We start from the raw sequence: 22,620 nt of genomic DNA, 5'->3' as shown, positions 1-22,620 counted from the left end.
CGTCCACGCCGCGCCGCGCCGAGCCGTCCGGCCTGCGCGCCAGTCACCACCGCGACCTGAAACCGGCCCTGCAGACGGACTTCAAGGCCGCGCTGAAGCCCGATTCGCTGGCCTTCGCGCTGCTGGGCGCGGCCACGGCCGTGGTCCAGGTGCGGGGCGGCATGGCCCTGCCGCAGGCGCTGGCGGGCGTGTTCGCCACGGTGGACGCCGCGCCGCAGGGCCGTGGCGCGATCCAGGATATCGCTTACCGCGCCATGCGCCAGCTGGGCCGCAGCGATGCGCTGGTGACCGCGATGGCGCCGAAGGCGCCGGAACCGCTGGTGGCGGCCCTGCTCGTGTGCGCACTGCCGCTGATGCAGGCCGACACGGCCGGTGCCATGCCGTATGAAGCGTTTACCGTCGTCGACCAGGCCGTCACGGCGGCCGGCTCGCACCCGGACACGGCGCGCGCCAAGGGCATGGTCAACGCCCTGCTGCGCCGCTTCCTGCGCGAGCGCGACGCGCTGCTGGCCACGGCGGCGCTGCAGCCGGTGGCGCGCTGGAACTACCCGCAATGGTGGATCGACGCGGCCGTGACGGCCTATCCGCAGGACTGGCAGCGCATCCTGGCCGCCGGCGACGAGGCGCCGCCGCTGACCCTGCGCGTCAATCCCCGCAAGGGCACGGTCGAGGATTACCTGGCCCAGCTGGCCGATGCCGGCATCGCCGCCGAACGCATCGGTCCGCAGGCCGTGCGGCTGGCCAGGCCGATGGGCGTGCACCTGATTCCCGGCTTCGACGCCGGGCTCGTGTCGGTGCAGGATGCCGGCGCGCAGCTGGCCGCGCCGCTGCTGGACGTGCAGGACGGCATGCGCGTGCTCGATGCCTGCGCCGCGCCGGGCGGCAAGACCTGCCATATCCTGGAGCTGGCCGATGCCGACGTGACGGCCCTCGACGCCGATCCGCGCCGGCTGGCACGCGTGGGCGAGAACCTGGAGCGGCTGCAGTTGCGCGCCACCTTGCAGGCGGCCGAAGCCCAGGCCTGGACCGACGAATCGGGCTACGACCGCATCCTGGCCGACGTGCCTTGCACGGCCTCCGGCATCGTCCGGCGCCACCCGGATATCCGCTGGTTGCGGCGCAAGGGCGACGCGCTCCAACTTGCAACACTTTCCGGGGAAATTCTCGACAATCTTTGGCAGATGCTGCGGCCCAATGGTAAATTGCTGTTCGTGACATGTTCATTGTGGCCGCAGGAATCCGAGGCGCAGGCGGCCGCTTTCGCGGTGCGCAATCGCGCCACCCGACTCGATGCGCCCGGTCAGCTGCTGCCCGTGGGCGGTGCCGAGCAGGATCACGATGGCCTGTTTTACGCGCTCTTCCAGAAAGAAGCGTAAGCGATGCGCGTTGGCGCTGCCAGTTTTCCGCCCTGTTTGGTCTTTGATCTCCGACCGGTTCTTTAATCTCCGACGATATTGCGCACGTGACCTTACGATTTGTCCGACTCCTGGCCTGGCAGTTGCTGCTGATGCTGGCCTGCGTGTTGCCCCAGGCGGCCCGCGCGGCCGAAGAGGCCGTGGAGATCACCCGCGCCCACATCGAGGCGGCGGAAGAGGGTTACCGCCTGTCGGCCGCCTATGCCTTCGACCTGAGCCACGGCCTGGAAGATGCGCTGCAATACGGCGTCCAGCTGTCCTTCACCACAGAGATCTCGTTCACCCGCCCCCGCTGGTACTGGTTCGACGAGAAGGCCGTCACCAACAAGCGCACCCACCGCATCTGGTACAACGTGCTGACGCGCCAGTACCACGTGACGATCATCGGCAGCGTCTCGCAAAGCTTCGATTCGCTCGACGACGCGCTGTTCTTCATACGACGGCCCACGCGCTGGGTGGTGGCGCCGCGCGGTGCGCTGAAGGTGGGCGAGGTCTACAACGTCACCCTCAGCATGGGCATGGACCGCAACTACCTGCCCAAGCCGATCCAGGTCAATGCCTTCAACAACCGTGAATGGACCTTGGCCTCCCAGAAGAAAACCTTCCAGTACAGGGCCGAGTAAGTGACGCAGGCATTGCGGTATCTGTTCGTCGTCGCAGGCGCCGTGTGCAGCATCCTGCTGTTCCTGCTGGCGTCGGCATCGGACAACTCGGGTTTCTTCGACCGCTACTACTCGTGGCTGCTGGCGATGAACGCCACCGTCGCTTTCGCGCTGCTGGCGCTGGTGGCCGTGTCGCTGTTCCGCCTGTATTCCCGCTACAAGAGCGGCAAGTTCGGTTCGCGGCTGATGACGCGGCTGGTGATGCTGTTCGCCGCCATCGGCGTGCTGCCCGGCCTCGTCATCTTCCTCGTCTCCGTGCAGTTCGTCTCGCACTCGATCGAATCGTGGTTCAACGTGCGCGTCGAGGAGGCGCTGGAAGCGGGCCTGGACCTGGGCCGCTCGGCGCTGGACGCTTCGCTGACGGAGCTGCGCGGCGAAGCAGGCAAGACGGCCGACGAGCTGGCCCGCCTGCCGTTCTATGCCGCTCCGTCCGAACTGGCCCGCTTTGTCAAGGACCATCCCCGCATCCAGAGCGCCATCATCGTCGATGCCGAAGGCGGCCTGATCGTGTCCGCCATGGGCGAGCGCCGCATCAACCTGTCGGCCGATCTGCCGACGGCAGCCATGATGGCCAAGGCCCAGGCCGAGCCGCCGTATGCGGCGGCCGAGGGCGGCAGCGAGCTGCGCGACGACACCTTGAATGCGCCACCGGCGCCGCCGCTGGACCCGAACAACGTGCTGCGCCTGCGCGTGCTGATGCCTATTGCCGACCCCAGTTCCGTGGCCCGCTTCGCGCCGCGCTACCTGCAGGTGATCCAGGCCGCGTCGCCCCGCCTGGCCAGCGACGGCGAGATGCTGCGCACCGCCTACAGCGAATACAAGGAACGCTTCGTGGCCCGTGTCGGCCTGCGGCGCATGTATATCGAGACCCTGACGTTGACGTTGCTGCTGGCCGTGTTCGGCGCCATCGCGGCGGCCTTCCTGATCGCCAACGACCTGGCCCAACCCCTGCTGTTGCTGGCCGAGGGCACGCGCGCCGTGGCCGAGGGCGACCTGTCGCCGCGCCCCATCGTGGCCAGCTCGGACGAACTGGGCACCCTGACGCAAAGCTTCAACACGATGACGCGCCAGCTGTCCGAGGCGCGCACGGCGGTCGAGCGCAACCGCATCGCGCTGCAGAACGCCAAGGCCCACCTGGAGTCCGTGCTGGGCAATATGTCGGCGGGCGTGATGGTGCTCGATGCGGAGTTCCGCCTCGTCACGTGCAACGACTCGGTCGAACGCATCCTGCAGAAGGCCGGCGTGGCGCTGATCGGCAAGCCGCTGGGCGACGTCGAGGGCCTGCAGGAATTCGCCGCCGCCGTAACGGCCGCGTTTTCCGCCCAGAGTGCCCAGTCGGCCGCGGGACGCAATATCCAGCGCCTGCACTGGCAGCGCCAGATCGAGATTTCACGCCCCGGCGGCGGCCCCGACGAAAGCGCGCTGATCCTGCTGACACGGGGTTCGCGCCTGCCGCAGGAAGGCGGCGGCGGCTATATCGTCGTGTTCGACGATATCACCGACGTCATCTCGGCCCAGCGCTCGATCGCGTGGGGCGAAGTGGCGCGCCGGCTGGCCCATGAAATCAAGAACCCGCTGACGCCGATCCAGCTGTCGGCCGAACGGCTGCAGATGAAGCTGGAAAGCAAGCTGGAAGCGAAGGACGTCGAGCTGCTCAACAAGAGCACCAGCACCATCGTCAACCAGGTCAGTTCCATGAAGCGCATGGTCGATGACTTCCGCGACTACGCGCGCACGCCGCCGGCGCAGCTGCAGCCGCTGGACCTGAATGCGCTGGTCGAGGAAATCCTGCACCTGTACGTGGGCGACGAAGGCAACGACATCATCCATGCGCAGCTGGCGCCATTCCTGCCGATGGTGATGGGCGACGAGACCCAGATGCGCCAGGTGATCCACAACCTGCTGCAGAACGCCCAGGATGCGCTGGCCGACGTGGCCGATCCGCGCCGCGAGCCGCGCATCGACGTCGTCACGGAAGCGATCCATTACCAGAGCGCCGATGGCGGCACCCGCATTGCCGTGCGGCTGTCGATCGCCGATAACGGCCCCGGGTTTGCGCCGAAAATCCTGGCCCGGGCCTTCGAGCCGTACGTGACGTCGAAGGCGCGCGGCACCGGGCTGGGGCTGGCGATGGTCAAGAAGATCATCGACGAGCATGGGGGCCGGATCGATATCCAGAACCATGCCGATGGAAGTGGCGCATCGGTACTGATTTTACTGTTAAAGTTGGCACCGGTGCAGTTGGCATAATTTTCGGAACACTAATAAAATCATTGGCACGCAGCCCATGCCGGCAGATGGCGGCATGGGCAATACCGCGGCCGACATACGGGATGCACGGCGCAGCTGGCATTGGGGTAAACCGGGTGCCACCGGGCCGTCGCGAAAAATGATAAGAAGAGGGCAGGGTAGATGGCAAACATTCTGGTAGTAGATGATGAAATGGGCATCCGGGAGCTGCTCTCGGAAATCCTGGGCGACGAGGGTCATGCGGTGACGTTGGCGGAGAACGCCCAGCAGGCCCGGCAGGCCCGCGCGGCCGGGGCGCCCGACCTGGTGCTGCTCGACATCTGGATGCCCGATACGGATGGCGTCACCTTGCTCAAGGAGTGGCAGCGCGATGGCCTGCTGACGATGCCCGTCATTATGATGTCGGGCCACGCCACCATCGACACGGCGGTGGAAGCAACCCGCATCGGCGCCCTGAATTTCCTGGAAAAACCGATTGCCATGCAGAAGCTGCTGAAGGCGGTGCAGGCCGGCCTGACGCGGGCCCAGGAAGTAGTGCGCGCGCCCGTGATGGCGCAGCGCCCGGCCGCATTGCCGCCCGTCGAGGAAGTGGCACCGCCCACCTTCGGGGTACAGGCCGCGCCGCCGCCGGGCGCCCACGGCATCGCCATGACGCGCGGCAGCGGCGAAGGCCAGGCCTTCAACCTGTCGTTCGACCTGCCCCTGCGGGAAGCGCGCGATGCCTTCGAGCGCATGTATTTCGAGCACCACCTGGGTCGCGAAGGCGGCAGCATGACGCGGGTGGCCGAAAAAACGGGACTGGAACGTACCCACCTGTACCGCAAGCTCAAGCAGCTCGGCGTCGAGCCGGGCAAGCTGGCCAAGAAGAATCAGCAGGTCTGACCATTCGCGTCCTTCCCGCCGCTTCCGGCGGCGCCGCGGCGCCTTGCCTGCACTGCCGGCCATGAACCTGTCATGACGGCGCCAGCCCTCCCCACGCTGACCACGCTCGTCACCGGCCCCACTGCCGGTGCGCGCGAACGGGCCATCGCCGCCGCCCTGCGTCCCGGTGAGGACACCGCCATCATCCTGGAGGGACTGGCCGACGGCACGTCGCCGCTGGCCGGTTTCGACGGCAGCGGCTGGCAGCCGGCACTGCACCGGATCGCCCCGGGGTGTCTTTGCTGCGCCGGCAATCTGGTTTTGCGTGTTACATTGAATCGTCTCTTGCGCCGTCCGCCAGCGCGACTTTTTATCAGCCTGGCCGATGCCACTCATGTGGGACAGCTGCGCATCTTTCTGTCGGCCCCGCCCTACGACAGCCTGCTGTCCCTCTGTAGCGACCTCGCGGCGTGAGTGCACGGAGCCCGCACGAGGGTTTTGCAGTCTTGAAAACCCCCGCGACAGCCCCACTTCGAAACTGAACGCGGAACCGGCGCCCGGTTCCGCCCCTGGAGAGAAGGAAGCGATATGAACCTCATCTATAACAGCGAGCAGTACAGCGTCGTCGAATTCGGACCGGATCGCGAACTCGAAGCACTGCGTTTCGGCGGCTACGAAATCGTCGACAAGGGCGGCAAGCGTGAAATCTTCATTGCCGGTCTGCTGGCACAGAACTTCCGTCGCGACGTCAACCAGCTCATCGCCAATGAGCCCACCATGGAGGAGATCGATGAGTTCCTCGGCAGCTATGACTCTCTGATGAGTCAGCCAGTGCTGCTGCATTGATCCAGGGGCACGTGTCGCCGCGGCGCGGCGACCGTGATAATGTATGGTCGGAAACTAACCGCACTGCCGCAGCATATTTATGTGACTTGTCTGCGTGACTTATTGCGTGACTTATTGCGTAACTTAACGCGTTAACCTATGTGTCAGCTTTTGGGAATGAACTGCAATGTGCCGACCGACATTGTGTTCAGCTTTACCGGCTTTGCCATGCGCGGCGGCCGCACCGACACCCACCATGACGGTTGGGGCATCGCCTTTTTCGAAGGCGCCGGCGTGCGCCACTTCGTCGACCACCAGGCGGCCGTCGATTCGCCCGTCGCCACACTGATCAAGACCTATCCCATCAAGTCGCGCAACGTCATCGCGCACATCCGCAAGGCCACGCAAGGCCAGGTTGCGCTGGAGAACTGCCACCCCTTCGTGCGCGAACTGTGGGGCCGCTACTGGGTATTCGCCCATAACGGCGACCTGAAGGATTTCCACCCCGAACTGGACGGGCCGTTCCGCCCCGTCGGCAGCACCGACAGCGAGCGTGCCTTCTGCTGGCTGCTGCAACAGTTGCGCCGCCGCTTCGGCGACAGCCAGCCCGCGCTGGACAAACTGGGCGCCGGCCTGGACGAACTGGTGCAGGGCATCGCCGCCCACGGCACCTTCAATATGATGCTCTCCAGCGGCACGGCTTTGTTCGCCCACTGCTCGACCAGCCTGCACTACCTGGTCCGCCAGCATCCCTTCGATACGGCGATCCTGTCCGACGAGGACATGCGCGTCGATTTTTCCCAGGTTACGACGCCGAACGACCGCGTCGCCATCATCGTCACGCAACCCCTGACCACCAACGAACGGTGGACGGCGTTTGCGCCGGGCGAGCTGCTGTGTTTCGTCGACGGGCTGCCGCAACGGGTCGCGCAGCCCGCCGGGGCTGCCGCCGACCGATTGAAATAAATATTTTTCGACGGAAACTCCACAATTTCCGAAGGATTAATGTCAAAATGGCAGGATAACCAGGATGCCTGCCATGATCGATCTGTCCAGTAACGAATCTTCCCGTAATGTCCGCGTGCGCGAGTTCTATCTGGGGCGTCAACCCATCCTCGACCGCAACGGCATCCTGTCCGGCTACGAACTGCTGTTCCGCAACGCCCCCGTCGGCCCGGCCCAGATCGATACGTCGGCCCTGTCGGCCACGTCGGCCGTGATCGCCCATGCTTCCCAGCTGGGCCTGGAACGGGTAGTGGGCGATGCAGTCGGCTTCGTCAATGTCGACGCCGACGCCATCATGAGCGATATCTTCGGCTTCCTGCCACGTGAAAAGACGGTGCTTGAAATCGTCGAAACCTTGCCGGCCACGCCGGCCGTGCTGGCGCGCATGTCGGACCTGGCCAGCCACGGCTTTCGCTTCGCGCTGGTGGACGTGCGGGGCGACACGGCGCAAGTGCAGGCCATGCTGCCGATGATCGAATACGTCAAGATGAGCATGCAGGGCGCGGCGCCGGAAGCGATGGCAAAGCTGACACCCCGTTTCAAGCGCGACGGCAAGAAGCTGATTGCCGAGAAAGTGGAAACCCGCGAGGAGTTCAAGGCGGCGCTGGACCTGGGCTTCGACTACTTCCAGGGCTTCTACTTCGCCCGGCCCGTCATCATGAGCGGCAAGAAATTGTCGCCATCCCAGCTGGCGCTGGTGGAGCTGATGTCGCTCGTCACGTCCGACGCGGACAATCCGGAAATCGAGCGCGCCATCAAGCGCGACGTGTCGCTGGCGCTGAACCTGCTGCGCCTGGTGAACACGCCGGCCGTGGGCGCACGCCAGCGCATCGACTCGCTGAGCCAGGCCGTCGCCATCCTGGGGCGGCGGCAGCTGCAGCGCTGGCTGCAGATCATGCTGTACGCGGAGCCGGGCAAGCGCGGCAGCACGATGACGCCGCTGCTGATGCTGGCCACGACGCGGGGCCGCATGCTGGAGCTGCTCGCGCAGAAACTGCGCCCGGCCCACCGCCACGTGGCCGACATCGCCTTCACCGTCGGCATCATGTCGCTGATGGACACGCTGTTCGGCATGCCGATGGCGGAAATCATGACGCAGATTCCCGTCAGCGAGGAAGTATCCGATGCGCTGCTGTACCGCGCCGGCTTCTACGGCGACCTGTTGAAGCTGGCCGAATCGATCGAGCGCATGGACGGCGAGGAAGTGCTGATCCCCGCGCTGCACGACCTGGCCATGGCCACGCACGAACTGGTGGAGCTGGAACTGGCCGCCTTCGAGTGGAGCGACAACGTCGTCCGCTACGCGGCCTGACGCTGCTGCAGGCGCGTTGAATACGCGATGAACGACCAGACCGGACCCATGGCGGGCCCGGCCCATGGCGCCGGACAGGCGCCTCCGGTGCTTGCGGCACCGCTGCAGGCTTCCCCCGCGCTTACGTGGCCGCGCCGGCGCCCGGCAACTGCTTGTGCAGGTCCGGGTCGGTGGCAATTTCCCACGCCGCCAGCACGGCAACGGCCAGGCCGACAGCCAGGTTATTCCACATGATGTTGTCCTGCCCGTAATCGGCCTGCAGTACCCAGGGCGAAGCGGCAACCCACAATCCCACCAGCAGGTTGACGATAACGGCCCAGAAATAGGTCTTGTACAGGTCGTATGCGGCCAGGAAGGCCAGCACGGCACCGCAGATGAACGCATTGAGCGCATGCGGCGATTCGATGGCATAAGCCAGCACCCACGGCGAGACGAACAGCCAGATCCCCAATAGCAGGATCAGCTGGTCCTGCCACCGTTTCAGCGCGGGGCGAGCGGGTTTGACAGAGTCGACCATGATACCTCCCGAAAGAAAAATCACTGCGCTGGTTGGACTCGTCCCCCACCAAAAAGTTCACACCTCGCCGCTGCGCCATGTCGGTGTCTGACCGCTGCGGCGGACCGACCGGATTCGCAGCGGGCGCGGCAGGGCTTACAGGTTCGGTGCCAGCCAGCTTTCCAGCTGGGTGCGGGCGACGCCGCGGCGCTGGGCCATGTCGGTGAGCTGGTCGTCGCCGATCTTGCCGACGCTGAAGTACTTCGACTGGGGGTGGGCGAAGTAGAAGCCCGCCACGGCGGCGCCGGGGAACATGGCGTAGGACTCCGTCAGCTCCATGCCGATCTCTTCGGCGCCCACGGCCTGGAACAGCTCGGCCTTGACCGTGTGTTCCGGGCAGGCCGGATAGCCCGGGGCCGGGCGGATGCCGCGGTATTCTTCCTTGATCAGTGCCTCGTTCGACAGCACCTCGTCGGCCGCATAGCCCCACAGGTCCTTGCGCACGCGCTCGTGCAGGTATTCGGCGAACGCTTCGGCCAGGCGGTCGGCCAGGGACTTGAGCATGATCGACGAGTAATCGTCGTGCGCGTCCTCGAAGCGCTTCTCGTACTTCTCGATACCGAGGCCGGCCGTGACGGCGAACATGCCGATATAGTCCTTGATGCCGGACGATTTCGGCGCGATGAAGTCGGCCAGGCACTGATTGGGGCGCTGCACGCCGTCGATGACGGGTTTCACGCCCTGCTGGCGCAGGCCGTAGTACGTGAACGCCACCTGGGTGCGGGTGTCGTCCGTGTAGACCTCGATGTCGTCGTCATTGACGCTGTTGGCCGGCAGCAGTGCGACGGCGCCGTTGGCCGTCAGCCAGCGGCCTTCGATGATGCGCTTGAGCAGGGCCTGGCCTTCCTCGAAGACCTTGGTGGCCGCTTCGCCGACGACTTCGTCGCTGAGGATGGCGGGGTAGGGGCCGGCCAGGTCCCAGGTCTGGAAGAACGGACCCCAGTCGATGTACTGGGCCAGGGTGGCCAGGTCGACATTGCGGAACAGGCGGCGGCCGATGAACTTCGGTTTGACGGGCGCGAACTCGAGCTTCGTCCTGTTGGCGCGCGCGGCGGCCAGCGACACCGTCGGCAGTGCCTTCTTGTTGGCGTGCTGCTCGCGGATGCGGGCGTAGTCCGTTTCCACTTCCTCGATGTAGCGGTCGCGCGCTTCGGGCGTCAGCAGCGACTGCGCCACCGACACGGAACGGGACGCGTCCGGCACGTAGACGACAGGGCCCTCGTAGTTGTGGGCGATCTTGACGGCCGTGTGGGCCCGGCTGGTGGTGGCGCCGCCGATCAGCAGGGGAATCTTCAGCATGCGGAAGTGCGGGTCGCGCTGCATTTCCTTGGCGACGTGGGCCATTTCCTCCAGCGACGGCGTGATCAGCCCGGACAGGCCGATGATGTCGGCATTCTCCAGCTTGGCGCGTGCGAGGATTTCCGACGCGGGCACCATCACGCCCATGTTGACCACTTCGAAGTTATTGCATTGCAGGACGACGGAGACGATGTTCTTGCCGATGTCGTGCACGTCGCCCTTGACGGTGGCGATGACGATCTTGCCCTTCGGCTTGGCGACGATGCCCGTGCGGCGTTCCTCTTCCTGCTTTTCTTCCTCGATGTACGGGATCAGGTGGGCCACGGCCTGCTTCATCACGCGCGCCGACTTCACCACCTGCGGCAGGAACATCTTGCCCTGGCCGAACAGGTCGCCGACGACGTTCATGCCGTCCATCAGCGGGCCTTCGATGACGTTGATGGGGCGCCCGCCGTTGTTCAGCAGTTCCTGGCGCGCCTCTTCCGTGTCTTCCGTGATCCACTGCGTGATGCCGTGCACCAGCGCGTGCGACAGGCGCTGCTGCACCGTGCCCTTGCGCCATTCCAGGTTGGCCGTCTCGGCCTTGCCGCCCGCCTTCAGGGTGCCTGCGATCTCGATCATGCGTTCCGTCGCGTCGTCGCGGCGGTTCAGCACCACGTCCTCGACCCGCTCGCGCAGCTCCGGCGCCAGGTCGTCGTACACGCCCACCATGCCGGCGTTGACGATGCCCATCGTCATGCCCGCCTTGATGGCGTGGTACAGGAAGACCGTGTGGATGGCTTCGCGCGCCGGGTCGTTGCCGCGGAACGAGAACGACACGTTCGACACGCCGCCGGAAATCTTTGCGTGCGGCAGGTTGTCCTTGATCCAGCGGGTGGCGTTGATGAAGTCCACCGCGTAGTTGTTGTGCTCCTCGATGCCGGTGGCGATGGCGAAGATGTTCGGGTCGAAGATGATGTCCTCGGCCGGGAAGCCCACCTGCTGCGTCAGCACGTCGTAGGCGCGCTGGCAGATCTCGATCTTGCGCTCGTAGGTGTCGGCCTGGCCCTTCTCGTCGAAGGCCATGACGATGACGGCGGCGCCGTAGCTGCGGCACAGGCGGGCCTGGCGGATGAATTCTTCCTCGCCTTCCTTCAGCGAGATCGAGTTGACGATGGACTTGCCCTGCACGCACTTCAGGCCGGCCTCGATGACGGACCATTTCGACGAGTCGATCATGATCGGCACGCGCGAGATGTCCGGTTCCGAGGCGATCAGGTTCAGGAAGCGCGTCATGGCCGCCTGCGAGTCCAGCATCGCTTCGTCCATATTGATGTCGATCACCTGGGCGCCGTTCTCGACCTGCTGGCGCGCCACCGACAGGGCCTCGTCGTACTGCTCGTTCAGGATCATGCGGGCGAAGGCCTTCGAGCCCGTCACGTTGGTGCGCTCGCCCACGTTGACGAACAGCGAGTCGTCGTCGATGGTGAACGGCTCCAGGCCGGACAGGCGCTGCGCCACGGGCACATGGGGCAGGGCACGCGGCTTGACGTCGGCCAGCAGCGCGGCGATGGCGCCGATATGGTCCGGCGTCGTGCCGCAGCAGCCGCCGGCCATGTTGATGAAGCCGGCATCGGCGAATTCGCGCAGCAGGGCCGACGTGTCGGCCGGCAGCTCGTCGAAGCCCGTGTCGCTCATCGGGTTGGGCAGGCCCGCGTTCGGATAGATGCAGACGAAGGTATCGGCAATCTGCGACAGCTCCTCCGCATACGGACGCATCAGCGCCGCGCCCAGCGCGCAGTTCAGGCCGATCGTCAGCGGCCTGGCATGGCGCACGGAATTCCAGAAGGCGGGCACGGTCTGGCCGGACAGGATACGGCCGGACGCGTCCGTGACGGTGCCGGAAATCATCAGCGGCAGGCGTTCGATGGCGGGGTGCTCGTCGAAGTACTGGTCGATGGCGAACAGGGCCGCCTTGCAGTTCAGGGTGTCGAAGATGGTTTCCACCAGCAGCACGTCGACGCCGCCGTCCACCAGGCCGCGTACCTGCTCGTGGTAGGCCGCAACCAGCTGGTCGAAGGTGACGTTGCGGGCGGCCGGGTCGTTGACGTCCGGCGAAATGGATGCCGTCTTCGGCGTCGGGCCCAGCGCACCGGCGACGAAGCGGGGCTTGTCGGCGGACGAGTACTTCGCCGTGGCCGCGCGGGCCAGTTTCGCCGCTTCCACGTTCATCTCGTAGGCCAGGTGGCCCATGTGATAGTCGTCCTGGGCAATGCTGGTGGCGCCGAAGGTATTGGTCTCGATCAGGTCGGCGCCGGCCGCCAGGTAGCGCTCGTGGATTTCCTGGATGACGTGCGGCTGCGTCAGGGTCAGCAGTTCGTTATTGCCCTTGACGAACAGTTCGCGCGCGCCGCTGTCCGCGGGTGCCGCAAAGTCGATGAAGCGGCCCTGGGCGCCGCCCCGGTAGGCCACTTCGTCCAGCTTGTACTGCTGGATGATCGTGCCCATCGCGCCGTCGAGGAACATGATGCGGCGCGACAGGATGTCGCGCAGTTGTGCTTCGGTCTGGGAGGCGGGGCGGGTCACGGTCTTGGTCATTTGCTACTTTCACGGATCTGCGTCAGGAAACTGCACTCGGGGGGCGCGCTGCATCGTCGCGCCAGGGGTGGGCCGGTCTGAAATTATACGGCAAAGCGCCGCCACTGCCGCGGCAGCCGCTCGGCCGGCCACTGCCGGCGCAAACGTGGCGACGTGGCCTGCGGGCTTTGCCAGGGCAGCGCCATGCCGTCGCAATTTCGCGGCACATAATCGGCTCGTACAATAATTCAAAAAGTATAATAATGTTGAAACCGCTGCAAACTTGGTAAATCAACCGCAGCTATTAATTCGAAGATAATCATATGGCTGAGCGAATTGCTACCGCGTCGATAATACGGCGTGAAAAATGGCTGGCGCTGCCGAATGCCGGCAATTAAATGGTGTGAAGGGGTGGGCAGGGACGGGGGCGGCACGGCGCTGCGCGGCAAGGTCTGGGGCGCGCAGGCAGTTCGGAGAAGCAGGCAGTTCGGAGAAGCAGGTGGGACAGGCCGGCAAGCGTCACGTGAGGGGTGGCGCCGGACAGCGGGACGGCAGGATTACCGCGTGTGGTCGCGGAACGGCGCCGCGCGCCGGCGTCTGATTGCCGCAAACGAAGCGAAGCCCATGCCGATCAGCAGCATCGACCACGTGCTCGGTTCAGGCACCGGCAGCACGCTGCCGCTCCAGGCCGGCGTGATCGAGAAGTGCGTCGCGTCCGTCCACAGGCGGGCATTGCGCATATAGTGGTTCGGCGAGTACGAATAGTCGATTTCACTCTTGCCCGACGTGAAGGAGTAACCGCCACCCGAATAGCCTTCGTTATCGTAGCCGAACAGCCCGGCCTCGAACTGCAGCGCGCCACCGATACGGTAGTTGAAGACATCGGTGCCGCAGTGGTAGTTGGCATTGCTGTCCGCCGCGCACGCGACGAAGTTCATGCCGTTGAGCACCAGGGAGAAGATCTCGGATTTATCGAGCACGCCATCCCGATTGCTGTCGCTTCCGGAAAACGAACCGGAAATGGTGTAATCGGCAAGGAATTCCCCGCTGCCTTCGTCGAGGAAACCTGTATAAGAGAAATCCCAGGTGTTATGTGCGGCATTCGCAGCGCAGCTGGCTGCCATTAATACGGCGAGGGCGACAGTCTTAAACATAATGCTTCTCGAACAAAAGTAGGGAGGAGTCATCATAGTATCCGGCAAGTGTCGCCCTGAAAACAGTTAGTTGAACCGTGTGTATGAATACAACGGTTGCGTTATCGATCCATTAGCGAGTTTGTATTCCGGCACGCAGGCGTAAATAATATTGCGTGCCCGTTCGGTCGGCTCGGACTTTCGAGGCGGATATTAGCATTGTTCTGAGGCAATAACAATATCCGTGGGGTGGGGATGGGATTTATTCGAAGCGCAGGCCGTCCAGCGCGAAACCCTTGATGAATTCCGCCGCAGCCAGGCGCTTGCCGCCGGGTTTTTGCAGTTCCGTCAGGCGCAGCGCGCCGCTGCCGCAGGCGACGACGATGCCGTGCTGGGCGTCCGCCGCCAGCACCTGGCCCGGTGGCGCATCGCTGCCGGCGTCGATGACGTCGGCGGCCCACAGCTTGATGACGGTGCCGTTGACGGTGCCATGGGCACCGGGGAAGGGGTTGAATGCGCGGATGCGGCGCCCGATTTCCTTTGCCGGCAGGGTAAAGTCCAGCACGGCTTCTTCCTTGGCGATCTTGGCGGCGTAGGTGACGCCGTTTTCCGGCTGGCTCACGGCCTCGATGATGCCGTGAGCCATCTTGTGCAACACTTTCACGACCATCTGCGCGCCCATCGCCGCCAGCCGGTCGTGCAGCACGGCCGTGGTATCGTGCGGACCGATCGGCGTGCGCTCGATCAGCAGCATCGGGCCGGTATCGAGCCCTTCCTCCATCTGCATGATCGTCACGCCCGTTTCGGCGTCACCGGCCTCGATGGCGCGGTGGATCGGCGCGGCGCCGCGCCAGCGCGGCAGCAGCGAACCGTGGATATTGATGCAGGGCTTGATGTCGAGCGTGCTGCGCGGCAGGATCAGGCCGTAGGCGGCCACCACCATCGCGTCATAGTCGGTGGCCAGCAGCAAGTCGTGGGCCGCTTTTGCTTCCTGCGCCCGCTGCGGGTCTTTTGCATCCATGCGCAGCGAAACGGGCTGGGCCACGGGAATGCCGTGCGCCACCGCATACTGCTTCACGGCCGACGGCTGCAGGTGCATGCCGCGCCCGGCCGGGCGGTCCGGCTGCGTCAGCACGAGGGGAATGTCGAAACCCGCCTCGTGCATCGCCTTCAGGGCGACGGCGGCAAATTCCGGCGTACCGGCAAAGATAACTTTCATGACCCGACTTTCAAGCGCAACGTTGATGAAGCGATCAGCGGCGGCCGGCGGCGCGCAGCTGCTTTTCCCGGTCCATGCCGCGCTCTTCCTTCTGCAGCTTGGTCTTGATGCGGTTGCGCTTCAGCGGCGACAGGTACTCGACGAAGACCTTGCCGGCCAGGTGGTCCATTTCATGCTGGATGCACACGGCCAGCAGGCCGTCGGCGTCCACTTCGAAGAACTCGCCCTTGGCGTCCTGGGCCCGCACCTTCACCTTGGCGGGGCGCTCGACGTCGTCGTAGATGCCGGGCACGGACAGGCAGCCTTCGTCGTACACCTGCTTTTCGTCGCTGGCCCACAGGATCTGCGGATTGATGAATACCGTCAGCTGATCCTTCGTTTCGCTGATGTCGATGACGACGACCTGTTCGTGGACGTCGACCTGGCTGGCGGCCAGGCCGATGCCGGGCGCGTCGTACATGGTTTCGGCCATGTCGGCCACCAGGCGGGCAATGCGCTCGTCGAAGACTTCGACGGGCTTGGCGACCTTGTGCAGGCGGGGATCGGGATAGCGGAGGATGTTCAGGATAGACATTGGTGACTTGATAATAGGGGTACTAGGGATGACAACCACAACGGAAAGGCGGCGAGGCCAATCTTGCACAGAACACGGGAAGCGGCTCGTGCCGCGACGCGGTTTTGCTTGCCAGTTCAGGGTAAAGTGGGCAGAATTTGATTCAGTAGGGCAATTTTTTCCCGGCCTTTCCGGGAACCTGGGTTACCGAGAGAGGTAGCGCAGGCGTCTGGGATATCGCATGCCTCGAAGGCCGATATCGACGGCGTCTTCCGGGTGCCTCCGTCAGTAACGGACATATTCATGAAAAATTTTAGCACAGTCGGCGCACGCCTGTTGGCACTCGCCCTGTTATCCGGTTCAACGGCCGCCTCCGCCCAGACCCCCCAATCCTCCCAGGCCGCCTGTGCCTTCCGGCCGAACGCGCCGGACCAGCACGTCGTCACGCGCGGCGACACGCTGTGGGATATTTCCGGCACCTTCCTGGAGAAGCCCTGGTGCTGGCCGCAGGTGTGGGGCATGAACCGCGACGAGATCGCCAACCCGCACTGGATCTATCCGGGCCAGATCGTCTACTTCGACCGCGCCGCCGGACGCCTGCGCCTGGCGAATCAGGTCGGGGCCGGCAACGACGGCAGTGGCCAGGGCACGTTCAAGCTGTCGCCGCAGTTGCGCACCGAAGGGCTGGGCAAGGATGCCGTCAAGTCGATTCCCGCCGGCGCCATCGAACCGTTCCTGACGCAGCCCTTGATCATCGAAGCGGACGAACTGAAGAACGCGCCCCGCATCATCGCCACGGCCGAGAACCATGTGTTCATCGGCAAGGACGACAAGGCCTATGTGCGCGGCAACCTGAACGGCGCCACCTCGTTCCAGGTGTTCAGGCCGGGCAAGCCCCTGCTCGATCCTGTCACGAAAAAGACCGTCGGCACCGAAGCGTTTTACCTGGGCACCTTGAAACTGCAGCGCGAAGCGGCGCCCGGCAGCGACGTGCACACTTTCATTGTCGCCAGCGCCAAGGAAGAAATGGGCGTGGGCGACCAGCTGATGCAGATGCCACCCACGCCGATGCAGAACTACGTGCCCCATCCGCCGGAAGCGAAGGTCGATGCGCGCGTGCTGGCCATCTACAACGGCGTCACGCACGCGGGCCAGAACCAGGTTGTCAGCATCAACCGGGGCAAGCTTGACGGACTCGATATCGGCGCCGTGCTGCAGCTGTACCATAAGGGCCAGACGGTGCGTGACCCGGGCGCCAGCCGTGGCTGGCACAACCTGGGCAACCCGCAGGTCAAGCTGCCGGACGAAGAAGTGGGCAGCTTGTTTATCTTCCGCGTGTTCAAGCATATTTCCTATGGCCTGATCATGCAGGTGACGGAACCGGTGGTAGTGGGCGACGTCGCCAAGACTCCGGAGTAAGCCCCGCCGTGCAAGCCACGGACTCTTCTTCCGCAAGCGGCCCCGCAGCCGATGGCCTGGCCGCGTGGCTGCGGCTGGCCTATACGCCCGGCGTGTCGCGCCTTGCCGCAGCGCGCCTGCTGCAGGCCTACGGCACGCCGCAAGCCGTGCTGGCGGCCAGCCTGGCACCGCAGGGTGCTTCGTATTCCGATGACGACACGCCTCGCCTGACGGCAAGCCAGGCCGCGGCCTTGCGCGCACCCTTGTCGGCCGGCATGCGCCGCCTGGTCGAGACGACCCTGGCCTGGCTGGCGCAGCCGGATCACCACGTGATCACTTTCAACGACGAAGCCTATCCACCGCTGCTGCGCCACATCGCCGATCCGCCGTTGCTGCTGCATGCATGCGGCAACGCTGCCTTGCTGGCTCGCCCGGGCATCGGCATCGTCGGCAGCCGCAACGCCACCTTGCAGGGGCGCGGCAATGCGCAGCGCTTCGCGCGCAGCCTGGCCGACGCGGGCCTCACCGTCGCCTCCGGGCTGGCGCTGGGCATCGATGCGGCCGCGCATGCGGGTGCGCTGGCCGGCGCCGCGTCAACCGTTGCCGTGGTCGGCACCGGCATCGACCTGCTCTATCCGGCGGCGAATGCCGCGCTGGCGCAGCGCATCGCGCGCGAGGGTTGCGTCGTCAGCGAGTTCGCGCTGGGCACGCCCGCGCGCGCGGCGCATTTTCCAATTCGCAATCGCACCATCAGCGGCATGGTGCGCGGCGTGCTGGTGGTGGAGGCGGCGGAAAAATCGGGCTCGCTGATCACGGCGCGCTGCGCCAACGAACAGGGGCGCGACGTGTTCGCGATTCCCGGTTCGATCCACGCCACGTTGTCGAAAGGCTGTCACCGCCTGATACGCGAAGGCGCGCTGCTGGTGGAAACGGCCGACGATATCCTGCAGGCATTGGGCGCCGATACTTCAGCAGCGAGCATTTCACAAGAAGGCCATTCAGCTCTGTCGAATGGGGCTTGCGAAGACGCCATGCACACTGCATTGATGCAAGCCGCAACGCCCTTGCTTGCGGCACTGGGGCACGATCCCGTGGGCGCCGATGCACTGGCTGCGCGCCTGCAATGTAACGCCGCTGACACACAGGCAAGTTTGTTGGCATTGGAGCTCGCAGGTGTTGTGGAACGGCTGCCCGGTGGCGTATTTCAGCGACTCAAAAGGTGATCGCAACCGTGTGGGACTTGTGCCGCGCCGATCGATCCTGATAGAGTAGCGCCATGTTCGACATCCTTGTTTATCTCTACGAGACCTATTACCGGCCCGACGCCTGCCCCGAACCGGCGGCATTGGCGAAGAAGCTGTCGGCTGTCGGTTTCGACGATGTGGAGATCTCCGAGGCACTCGTGTGGCTGAACGACCTGACCGAAATGGCCGGCGTCGAACACGCGCTGACGGCCGCTTCGACGGGCACGCGATTTTATGTCGAACAGGAACAGGACGCATTGGGCGCGCAGGCCATCGGCTTCATCGCCTTCCTGGAAAGCGCGCGCGTGCTGTCGCCGCTGCAACGCGAGATCGTCATCGAACGGGCCCTGTCTCTGGAAGAATCGCCCGTCAACCTGGGCAAGCTGAAAATCATCGTGCTGATGCTGCTGTGGAGCCAGGGCAAGGAGCCCGATGCACTGATGTTCGACGACCTGTTCGGTTCGGACGAAGAGCAGGCCCCGCGCCTGCTGCACTGAGCTTGCACCGGCGCGAGCGCCGGCGGCTTCGGCCGATGCGTCAAGCACGCCAGCTGAAACCATTCATGCTGGATCAATCAAACTGCGTTATAAGAGAATGGCCCGGCCCCGCCGACGGCCGGCGTATTGCCCCACGGTTCCAAGCCGACGCACGCAACTTGCGAACAAAGTCGTAACGCGCTTATGATTGGCCCCTTCGCGGGCCGCCGGGCCAGCCGCCCTGCTTAAAATCCGTGCAGCGCAAGGGCAAACTGTCGGCAAAGGCCGCAATGCCATGTATTATGCGCCTGCCGTACCGAGCACCTGAATAAGCAACCGAGAACAATAACCATGAGCAAAACCCTCATCATTGCCGAGAAGCCTTCTGTCGCGAACGATATCGCGAAGTCGCTTGGCGGCTTCACCAAGCACGATGAGTATTTCGAATCCGACGAATACGTGCTGTCCTCCGCCGTCGGCCACCTGCTGGAAATCGCGGTGCCGGAAGAGCATGACGTCAAGCGCGGCAAATGGAGCTTCGCGCACCTGCCGATGATTCCGCCGTACTTCGCGCTGAATCCCATCGCCAAGACGGAGAGCCGCCTGAAGGTGCTCAACAAATTGATCAAGCGCAAGGACGTCACGGCCCTGATCAATGCATGCGACGCGGGCCGCGAAGGAGAACTGATCTTCCGCCTGATCGCCCAGAACGCCAAGGCCAAGCAGCCCGTCAAGCGCCTGTGGCTGCAGTCGATGACGCCCAACGCCATCCGCGACGGCTTCACGCACCTGCGCAGCGACGAGGAAATGCTGCCGCTGGCCGATGCCGCCCGCTGCCGTTCCGAAGCGGACTGGCTGATCGGCATCAACGGCACCCGCGCGATGACGGCCTTCAATTCGAAAGAGGGCGGCTTCTACCTGACGACGGTGGGCCGCGTGCAGACGCCGACCCTGTCGATCGTCGTCGAGCGCGAAGACAAGATCAAGAAGTTCGTGCCGCGCGACTACTGGGAAGTGCGCGCCGAATTCGTCTGCGCGGCCGGTGTGTACGAAGGCCGCTGGCTGGACACGAATTTCAAGAAGGACGACACGGACCCTGAACGCCGCGCCGAGCGCCTGTGGAGCAAGGCCGCGGCCGACTCCATCGCGCTGGCCTGCCGTGGCAAGCAGGGCAATGTCACGGAAGAATCGAAGCCGACCACGTCGATGGCGCCGGCCCTGTTCGACCTGACCAGCCTGCAACGCGAGGCCAACGGCCGCTTCGGTTTCTCGGCCAAGAACACCCTGGGCCTGGCCCAGGCCCTGTACGAAAAACACAAGGTGCTGACCTACCCCCGTACCGATTCGCGCCACCTGCCGGAAGACTACCTGCCCACCGTGCAGTCGACCCTGCAAGTGGTGAAGGAAAACCCGAACTACCACCAGTTCGCCAAGCAGATCCTGGACAAGGGCTGGGTCAAGCCGAACAAGCGTATCTTCGACAACACGAAGATTTCGGATCACTTCGCCATCATCCCCACCGGCATCGCGCCGAAGGGCTTGTCCGAGCCGGAACAGAAGCTGTACGACCTCGTGACGCGCCGCTTCATGGCCGTGTTCTTCCCGCCGGCCGAGTTCCAGGTGACGACCCGCTTCACGGAAGTGTCGGGCCACCAGTTCAAGACCGAAGGCAAGGTGATGACGAACGCCGGCTGGCTGGCGATCTACGGCAAGGAAGCGCTGGGTGAGGACGACAAGGGCGGCGGCAACCTCGTGCCCGTGGCCAAGGGCGAGAAGGTGCACACGGAGCAGGTCAATGCCAACGGCCTCGTGACGAAGCCGCCCGCACGCTACACGGAAGCAACCCTGCTGTCGGCCATGGAAGGCGCGGGCAAGCTGGTCGATTCCGACGAGCTGCGCGACGCCATGGCCGGCAAGGGCCTGGGCACGCCGGCCACGCGCGCGGCCATCATCGAGGGCCTGCTGACGGAGAAGTACTTGATCCGCGAAGGGCGCGAGCTGATTCCGACGGCCAAGGCATCGCAGCTGATGACGTTGCTGCGGGGCCTGGGTGTCAACGAACTGACGGCGCCGGAGCTGACGGGCGAGTGGGAATACAAGCTGTCGCAAATGGAGAAGGGCAAGATTTCGCGCGAGGAATTCATGCGCGAGATTGCCCAGATGACGCAGATCATCGTCAAGCGTGCCAAGGAATACGACAACGACACCATTCCCGGCGAGTACGCCACGTTGCAGACGCCGTGCCCGAATTGCGCCGGCGTCGTCAAGGAAAACTACCGCCGCTTCGCCTGCACGAAGTGCGACTTCTCGATGGGCAAGACCCCGGGCAGCCGCCAGTTCGAGATCGCCGAAGTGGAAGAACTGCTTGCGAACCGCACCATCGGTCCGCTGCAGGGCTTCCGCTCGAAGATGGGCCGGCCGTTCGCCGCCATCCTGCGCATCGTGCGCGACGAAGACATCAATAACTTCAAGGTCGAATTCGACTTCGGCCAGAACGACGAAGGCGAGGACGGCGAAGGCGTCGACTTCACGGGCCAGACCCCGCTCGGACCGTGCCCGAAGTGCGCGGGCGGCGTCTATGAAATGGGCCTGGCCTATGTGTGCGAACACAGCATGGCCAAGCCGAAGACCTGCGACTTCCGCAGCGGCCGCATCATCCTGCAGCAGGAAATCCTGCCCGAGCAGATGGCCAAGCTGCTCAATGACGGCAAGACCGACCTGCTGCCCGGTTTCGTATCGCAGCGCACGCGCCGGCCATTCAAGGCCTTCCTCGTGCGCGGCAAGGACGGCAAGATCAGCTTCGAGTTCGAGCCGCGCAAGGAAAAGCCGGGCGCGAAACCGAAGGCCGCGGCCGTGGTCGACGAAGGCGGTGCCGAAGCGGGCGAGGCCGTGACGAAGGTGGCGGCGAAGAAGGCACCGGCCAAGAAAGCCCCGGCCAAGAAGGCGGCGGCCAAGCCGGCAGCCAAGAAGGCGGCGGCGAAGAAGGCGGCGGTGAAAAAGGCCGCGACGGTCGAGGAATAACAGCGGCGAATAAAAAAAACGGGACTTCGGTCCCGTTTTTCTTTTCAGCGCAGGTCGTTGGTGTCGAAATACACGGTGCCGGCGATTGCCGACGGCGCCACGCCCAGCGCATCGGCCAGCGCCCGCGGGGACGGCTGCTGCAGGCCCAGCTTCGGTACCGTCACGGACTGCGTGTCCGCACCGGGCATGGCACGGTAGGCCACGATATGGTCGAAGTCGGGCCGGCTGTCGACGGTCTTGACGAGGAAACGCTGGCGGCCGGTGCCCACCTGCAGGTAGCGCGCGCTGGCGCTCTCTACCGTTTCCGGCGACAGGCGCCGGAACAGCAGTACCTTCTCGATGACGACCGTCACGTCCTTGTACTGGGGCTTGCCCTCCCGTTCGAAGTGGCCCTGCACGACCGTGGCGGCGAACTGCCGCACGGGGGCGCCGGCACCGGGTGCCAGGCGGTCCAGCTCGAATTTCTCCGGATCGATCGTCCACAGGGCCGGCTTGCCTTCGAGCCGGGCCCGCAGCTGCCCGTCCAGCTTCGGGTCGAGCAGGCGCAGCTGCAGCAGCACCTGGTAGTCGTGGGGCGCATGGAACATGGGCAGGTGCGACGCATACATGCCGTCGCGGCCGCCGAACAGGGCCATGCCGTGGGTGCCGTAGGTGGGGCCGGCGGCGCGGACCGGCAGCAGGACCAGGGTCGACAAGGCGGCAGTGGCCGCCAACAGCGTACGGCGTGAAGGGGAGAAGGCAGGTTTCATGCCGCGATGGTACGGGGCCTTGGTACTTCAAGGCAAGGGACACCGTTGCACGCACCAGGATGGGGCGATGCTTCCGTGCCACAGAG

At 64.8% G+C, this 22,620-nt stretch carries 18 protein-coding genes; 12 read left to right on the top strand and 6 right to left on the bottom strand.

Annotated elements, in window-relative coordinates; genetic code table 11:
• The first annotated feature begins 32 nt into the window (after positions 1 to 32).
• The 8 genes from rsmB to GM672_RS19940 all read left to right on the top strand — a co-directional run bounded on the left by rsmB (position 33) and on the right by GM672_RS19940 (position 8,330).
• Complete coding sequence (gene rsmB / locus GM672_RS19970; RefSeq protein WP_229417837.1) at positions 33 to 1,376, top strand: 16S rRNA (cytosine(967)-C(5))-methyltransferase RsmB; 1,344 nt, start codon at positions 33 to 35, stop codon at positions 1,374 to 1,376.
• An 86-nt stretch (positions 1,377 to 1,462) separates the two neighbouring features.
• On the top strand, positions 1,463 to 2,038 hold the full coding sequence (locus GM672_RS28970; RefSeq protein ID WP_229427677.1) for a DUF4390 domain-containing protein: 576 nt from the start codon (positions 1,463 to 1,465) through the stop codon (positions 2,036 to 2,038).
• Positions 2,039 to 4,327 (top strand): sensor histidine kinase, encoded by a 2,289-nt coding sequence (locus GM672_RS19965; RefSeq protein ID WP_188915905.1) that lies wholly within the window; start codon positions 2,039 to 2,041, stop codon positions 4,325 to 4,327.
• 162 nt (positions 4,328 to 4,489) lie between these two features.
• Complete coding sequence (locus tag GM672_RS19960) at positions 4,490 to 5,209, top strand: response regulator (protein ID WP_155472292.1); 720 nt, start codon at positions 4,490 to 4,492, stop codon at positions 5,207 to 5,209.
• Positions 5,210 to 5,281: 72 nt separating this feature from the next.
• Complete coding sequence (locus tag GM672_RS19955) at positions 5,282 to 5,662, top strand: GTPase (protein ID WP_155472291.1); 381 nt, start codon at positions 5,282 to 5,284, stop codon at positions 5,660 to 5,662.
• Positions 5,663 to 5,776: 114 nt separating this feature from the next.
• Complete coding sequence (locus tag GM672_RS19950) at positions 5,777 to 6,034, top strand: BTH_I0359 family protein (protein WP_155472290.1); 258 nt, start codon at positions 5,777 to 5,779, stop codon at positions 6,032 to 6,034.
• Between the two features lie 138 nt (positions 6,035 to 6,172).
• Positions 6,173 to 6,979 carry a class II glutamine amidotransferase gene (locus GM672_RS19945; RefSeq protein WP_155472289.1) on the top strand — a complete coding sequence of 269 codons (807 nt, stop codon included), beginning with the start codon at positions 6,173 to 6,175 and terminating at the stop codon, positions 6,977 to 6,979.
• 73 nt (positions 6,980 to 7,052) lie between these two features.
• On the top strand, positions 7,053 to 8,330 hold the full coding sequence (locus tag GM672_RS19940; RefSeq protein ID WP_155472288.1) for an EAL and HDOD domain-containing protein: 1,278 nt from the start codon (positions 7,053 to 7,055) through the stop codon (positions 8,328 to 8,330).
• Positions 8,331 to 8,451: 121 nt separating this feature from the next.
• Here the strand turns inward: GM672_RS19940 and GM672_RS19935 are convergent, their stop codons facing one another.
• From GM672_RS19935 to def, 5 genes are all read right to left on the bottom strand, one after another.
• A complete protein-coding gene (locus tag GM672_RS19935) occupies positions 8,452 to 8,847 on the bottom strand; it encodes an SPW repeat protein (protein ID WP_155472287.1) in 396 nt (131 codons plus the stop codon).
• A 135-nt stretch (positions 8,848 to 8,982) separates the two neighbouring features.
• The gene (metH, locus tag GM672_RS19930) at positions 8,983 to 12,762 is read right to left on the bottom strand and encodes a methionine synthase (protein WP_155472286.1); all 3,780 of its coding nucleotides are present in this window, start codon (positions 12,760 to 12,762) and stop codon (positions 8,983 to 8,985) included.
• A 536-nt stretch (positions 12,763 to 13,298) separates the two neighbouring features.
• Entirely contained in the window at positions 13,299 to 13,928 is a 630-nt protein-coding gene (locus tag GM672_RS19925; protein WP_170300159.1) for a PEP-CTERM sorting domain-containing protein, read from the bottom strand.
• A 208-nt stretch (positions 13,929 to 14,136) separates the two neighbouring features.
• The gene (fmt, locus tag GM672_RS19920; protein ID WP_155472284.1) at positions 14,137 to 15,093 is read right to left on the bottom strand and encodes a methionyl-tRNA formyltransferase; all 957 of its coding nucleotides are present in this window, start codon (positions 15,091 to 15,093) and stop codon (positions 14,137 to 14,139) included.
• 34 nt (positions 15,094 to 15,127) lie between these two features.
• Positions 15,128 to 15,667, bottom strand: coding sequence for a peptide deformylase (gene def, locus GM672_RS19915; RefSeq protein WP_155472283.1), 540 nt, complete (start codon positions 15,665 to 15,667; stop codon positions 15,128 to 15,130).
• A 282-nt stretch (positions 15,668 to 15,949) separates the two neighbouring features.
• Here def and GM672_RS19910 point away from each other — a divergent pair, with 282 nt between their 5' ends.
• The 4 genes from GM672_RS19910 (at position 15,950) to GM672_RS19895 (ending at position 21,785) form a co-directional block, all read left to right on the top strand.
• Positions 15,950 to 17,065, top strand: coding sequence for a LysM peptidoglycan-binding domain-containing protein (locus tag GM672_RS19910; RefSeq protein WP_155472282.1), 1,116 nt, complete (start codon positions 15,950 to 15,952; stop codon positions 17,063 to 17,065).
• 8 nt (positions 17,066 to 17,073) lie between these two features.
• Complete coding sequence (dprA, locus tag GM672_RS19905; protein WP_170300158.1) at positions 17,074 to 18,267, top strand: DNA-processing protein DprA; 1,194 nt, start codon at positions 17,074 to 17,076, stop codon at positions 18,265 to 18,267.
• A gap of 53 nt (positions 18,268 to 18,320) precedes the next feature.
• Positions 18,321 to 18,785: a Smg family protein gene (locus tag GM672_RS19900; protein WP_155472281.1), complete on the top strand. Its 465-nt coding sequence runs from the start codon at positions 18,321 to 18,323 to the stop codon at positions 18,783 to 18,785.
• Between the two features lie 330 nt (positions 18,786 to 19,115).
• The gene (locus tag GM672_RS19895; RefSeq protein WP_155472280.1) at positions 19,116 to 21,785 is read left to right on the top strand and encodes a DNA topoisomerase III; all 2,670 of its coding nucleotides are present in this window, start codon (positions 19,116 to 19,118) and stop codon (positions 21,783 to 21,785) included.
• A gap of 44 nt (positions 21,786 to 21,829) precedes the next feature.
• Here GM672_RS19895 and GM672_RS19890 read toward each other — a convergent pair whose 3' ends face one another.
• Entirely contained in the window at positions 21,830 to 22,534 is a 705-nt protein-coding gene (locus GM672_RS19890) for a hypothetical protein (protein ID WP_229417836.1), read from the bottom strand.
• Positions 22,535 to 22,620: the final 86 nt, after the last annotated feature.

It is taken from the genome of Pseudoduganella buxea (genome assembly GCF_009720835.1).
Lineage (GTDB): Bacteria > Pseudomonadota > Gammaproteobacteria > Burkholderiales > Burkholderiaceae_D > Rugamonas > Rugamonas buxea.
The sequence above is the reverse complement of the archived record's forward strand: the minus strand, read 5'-3'. Positions and strand labels throughout refer to the sequence as shown.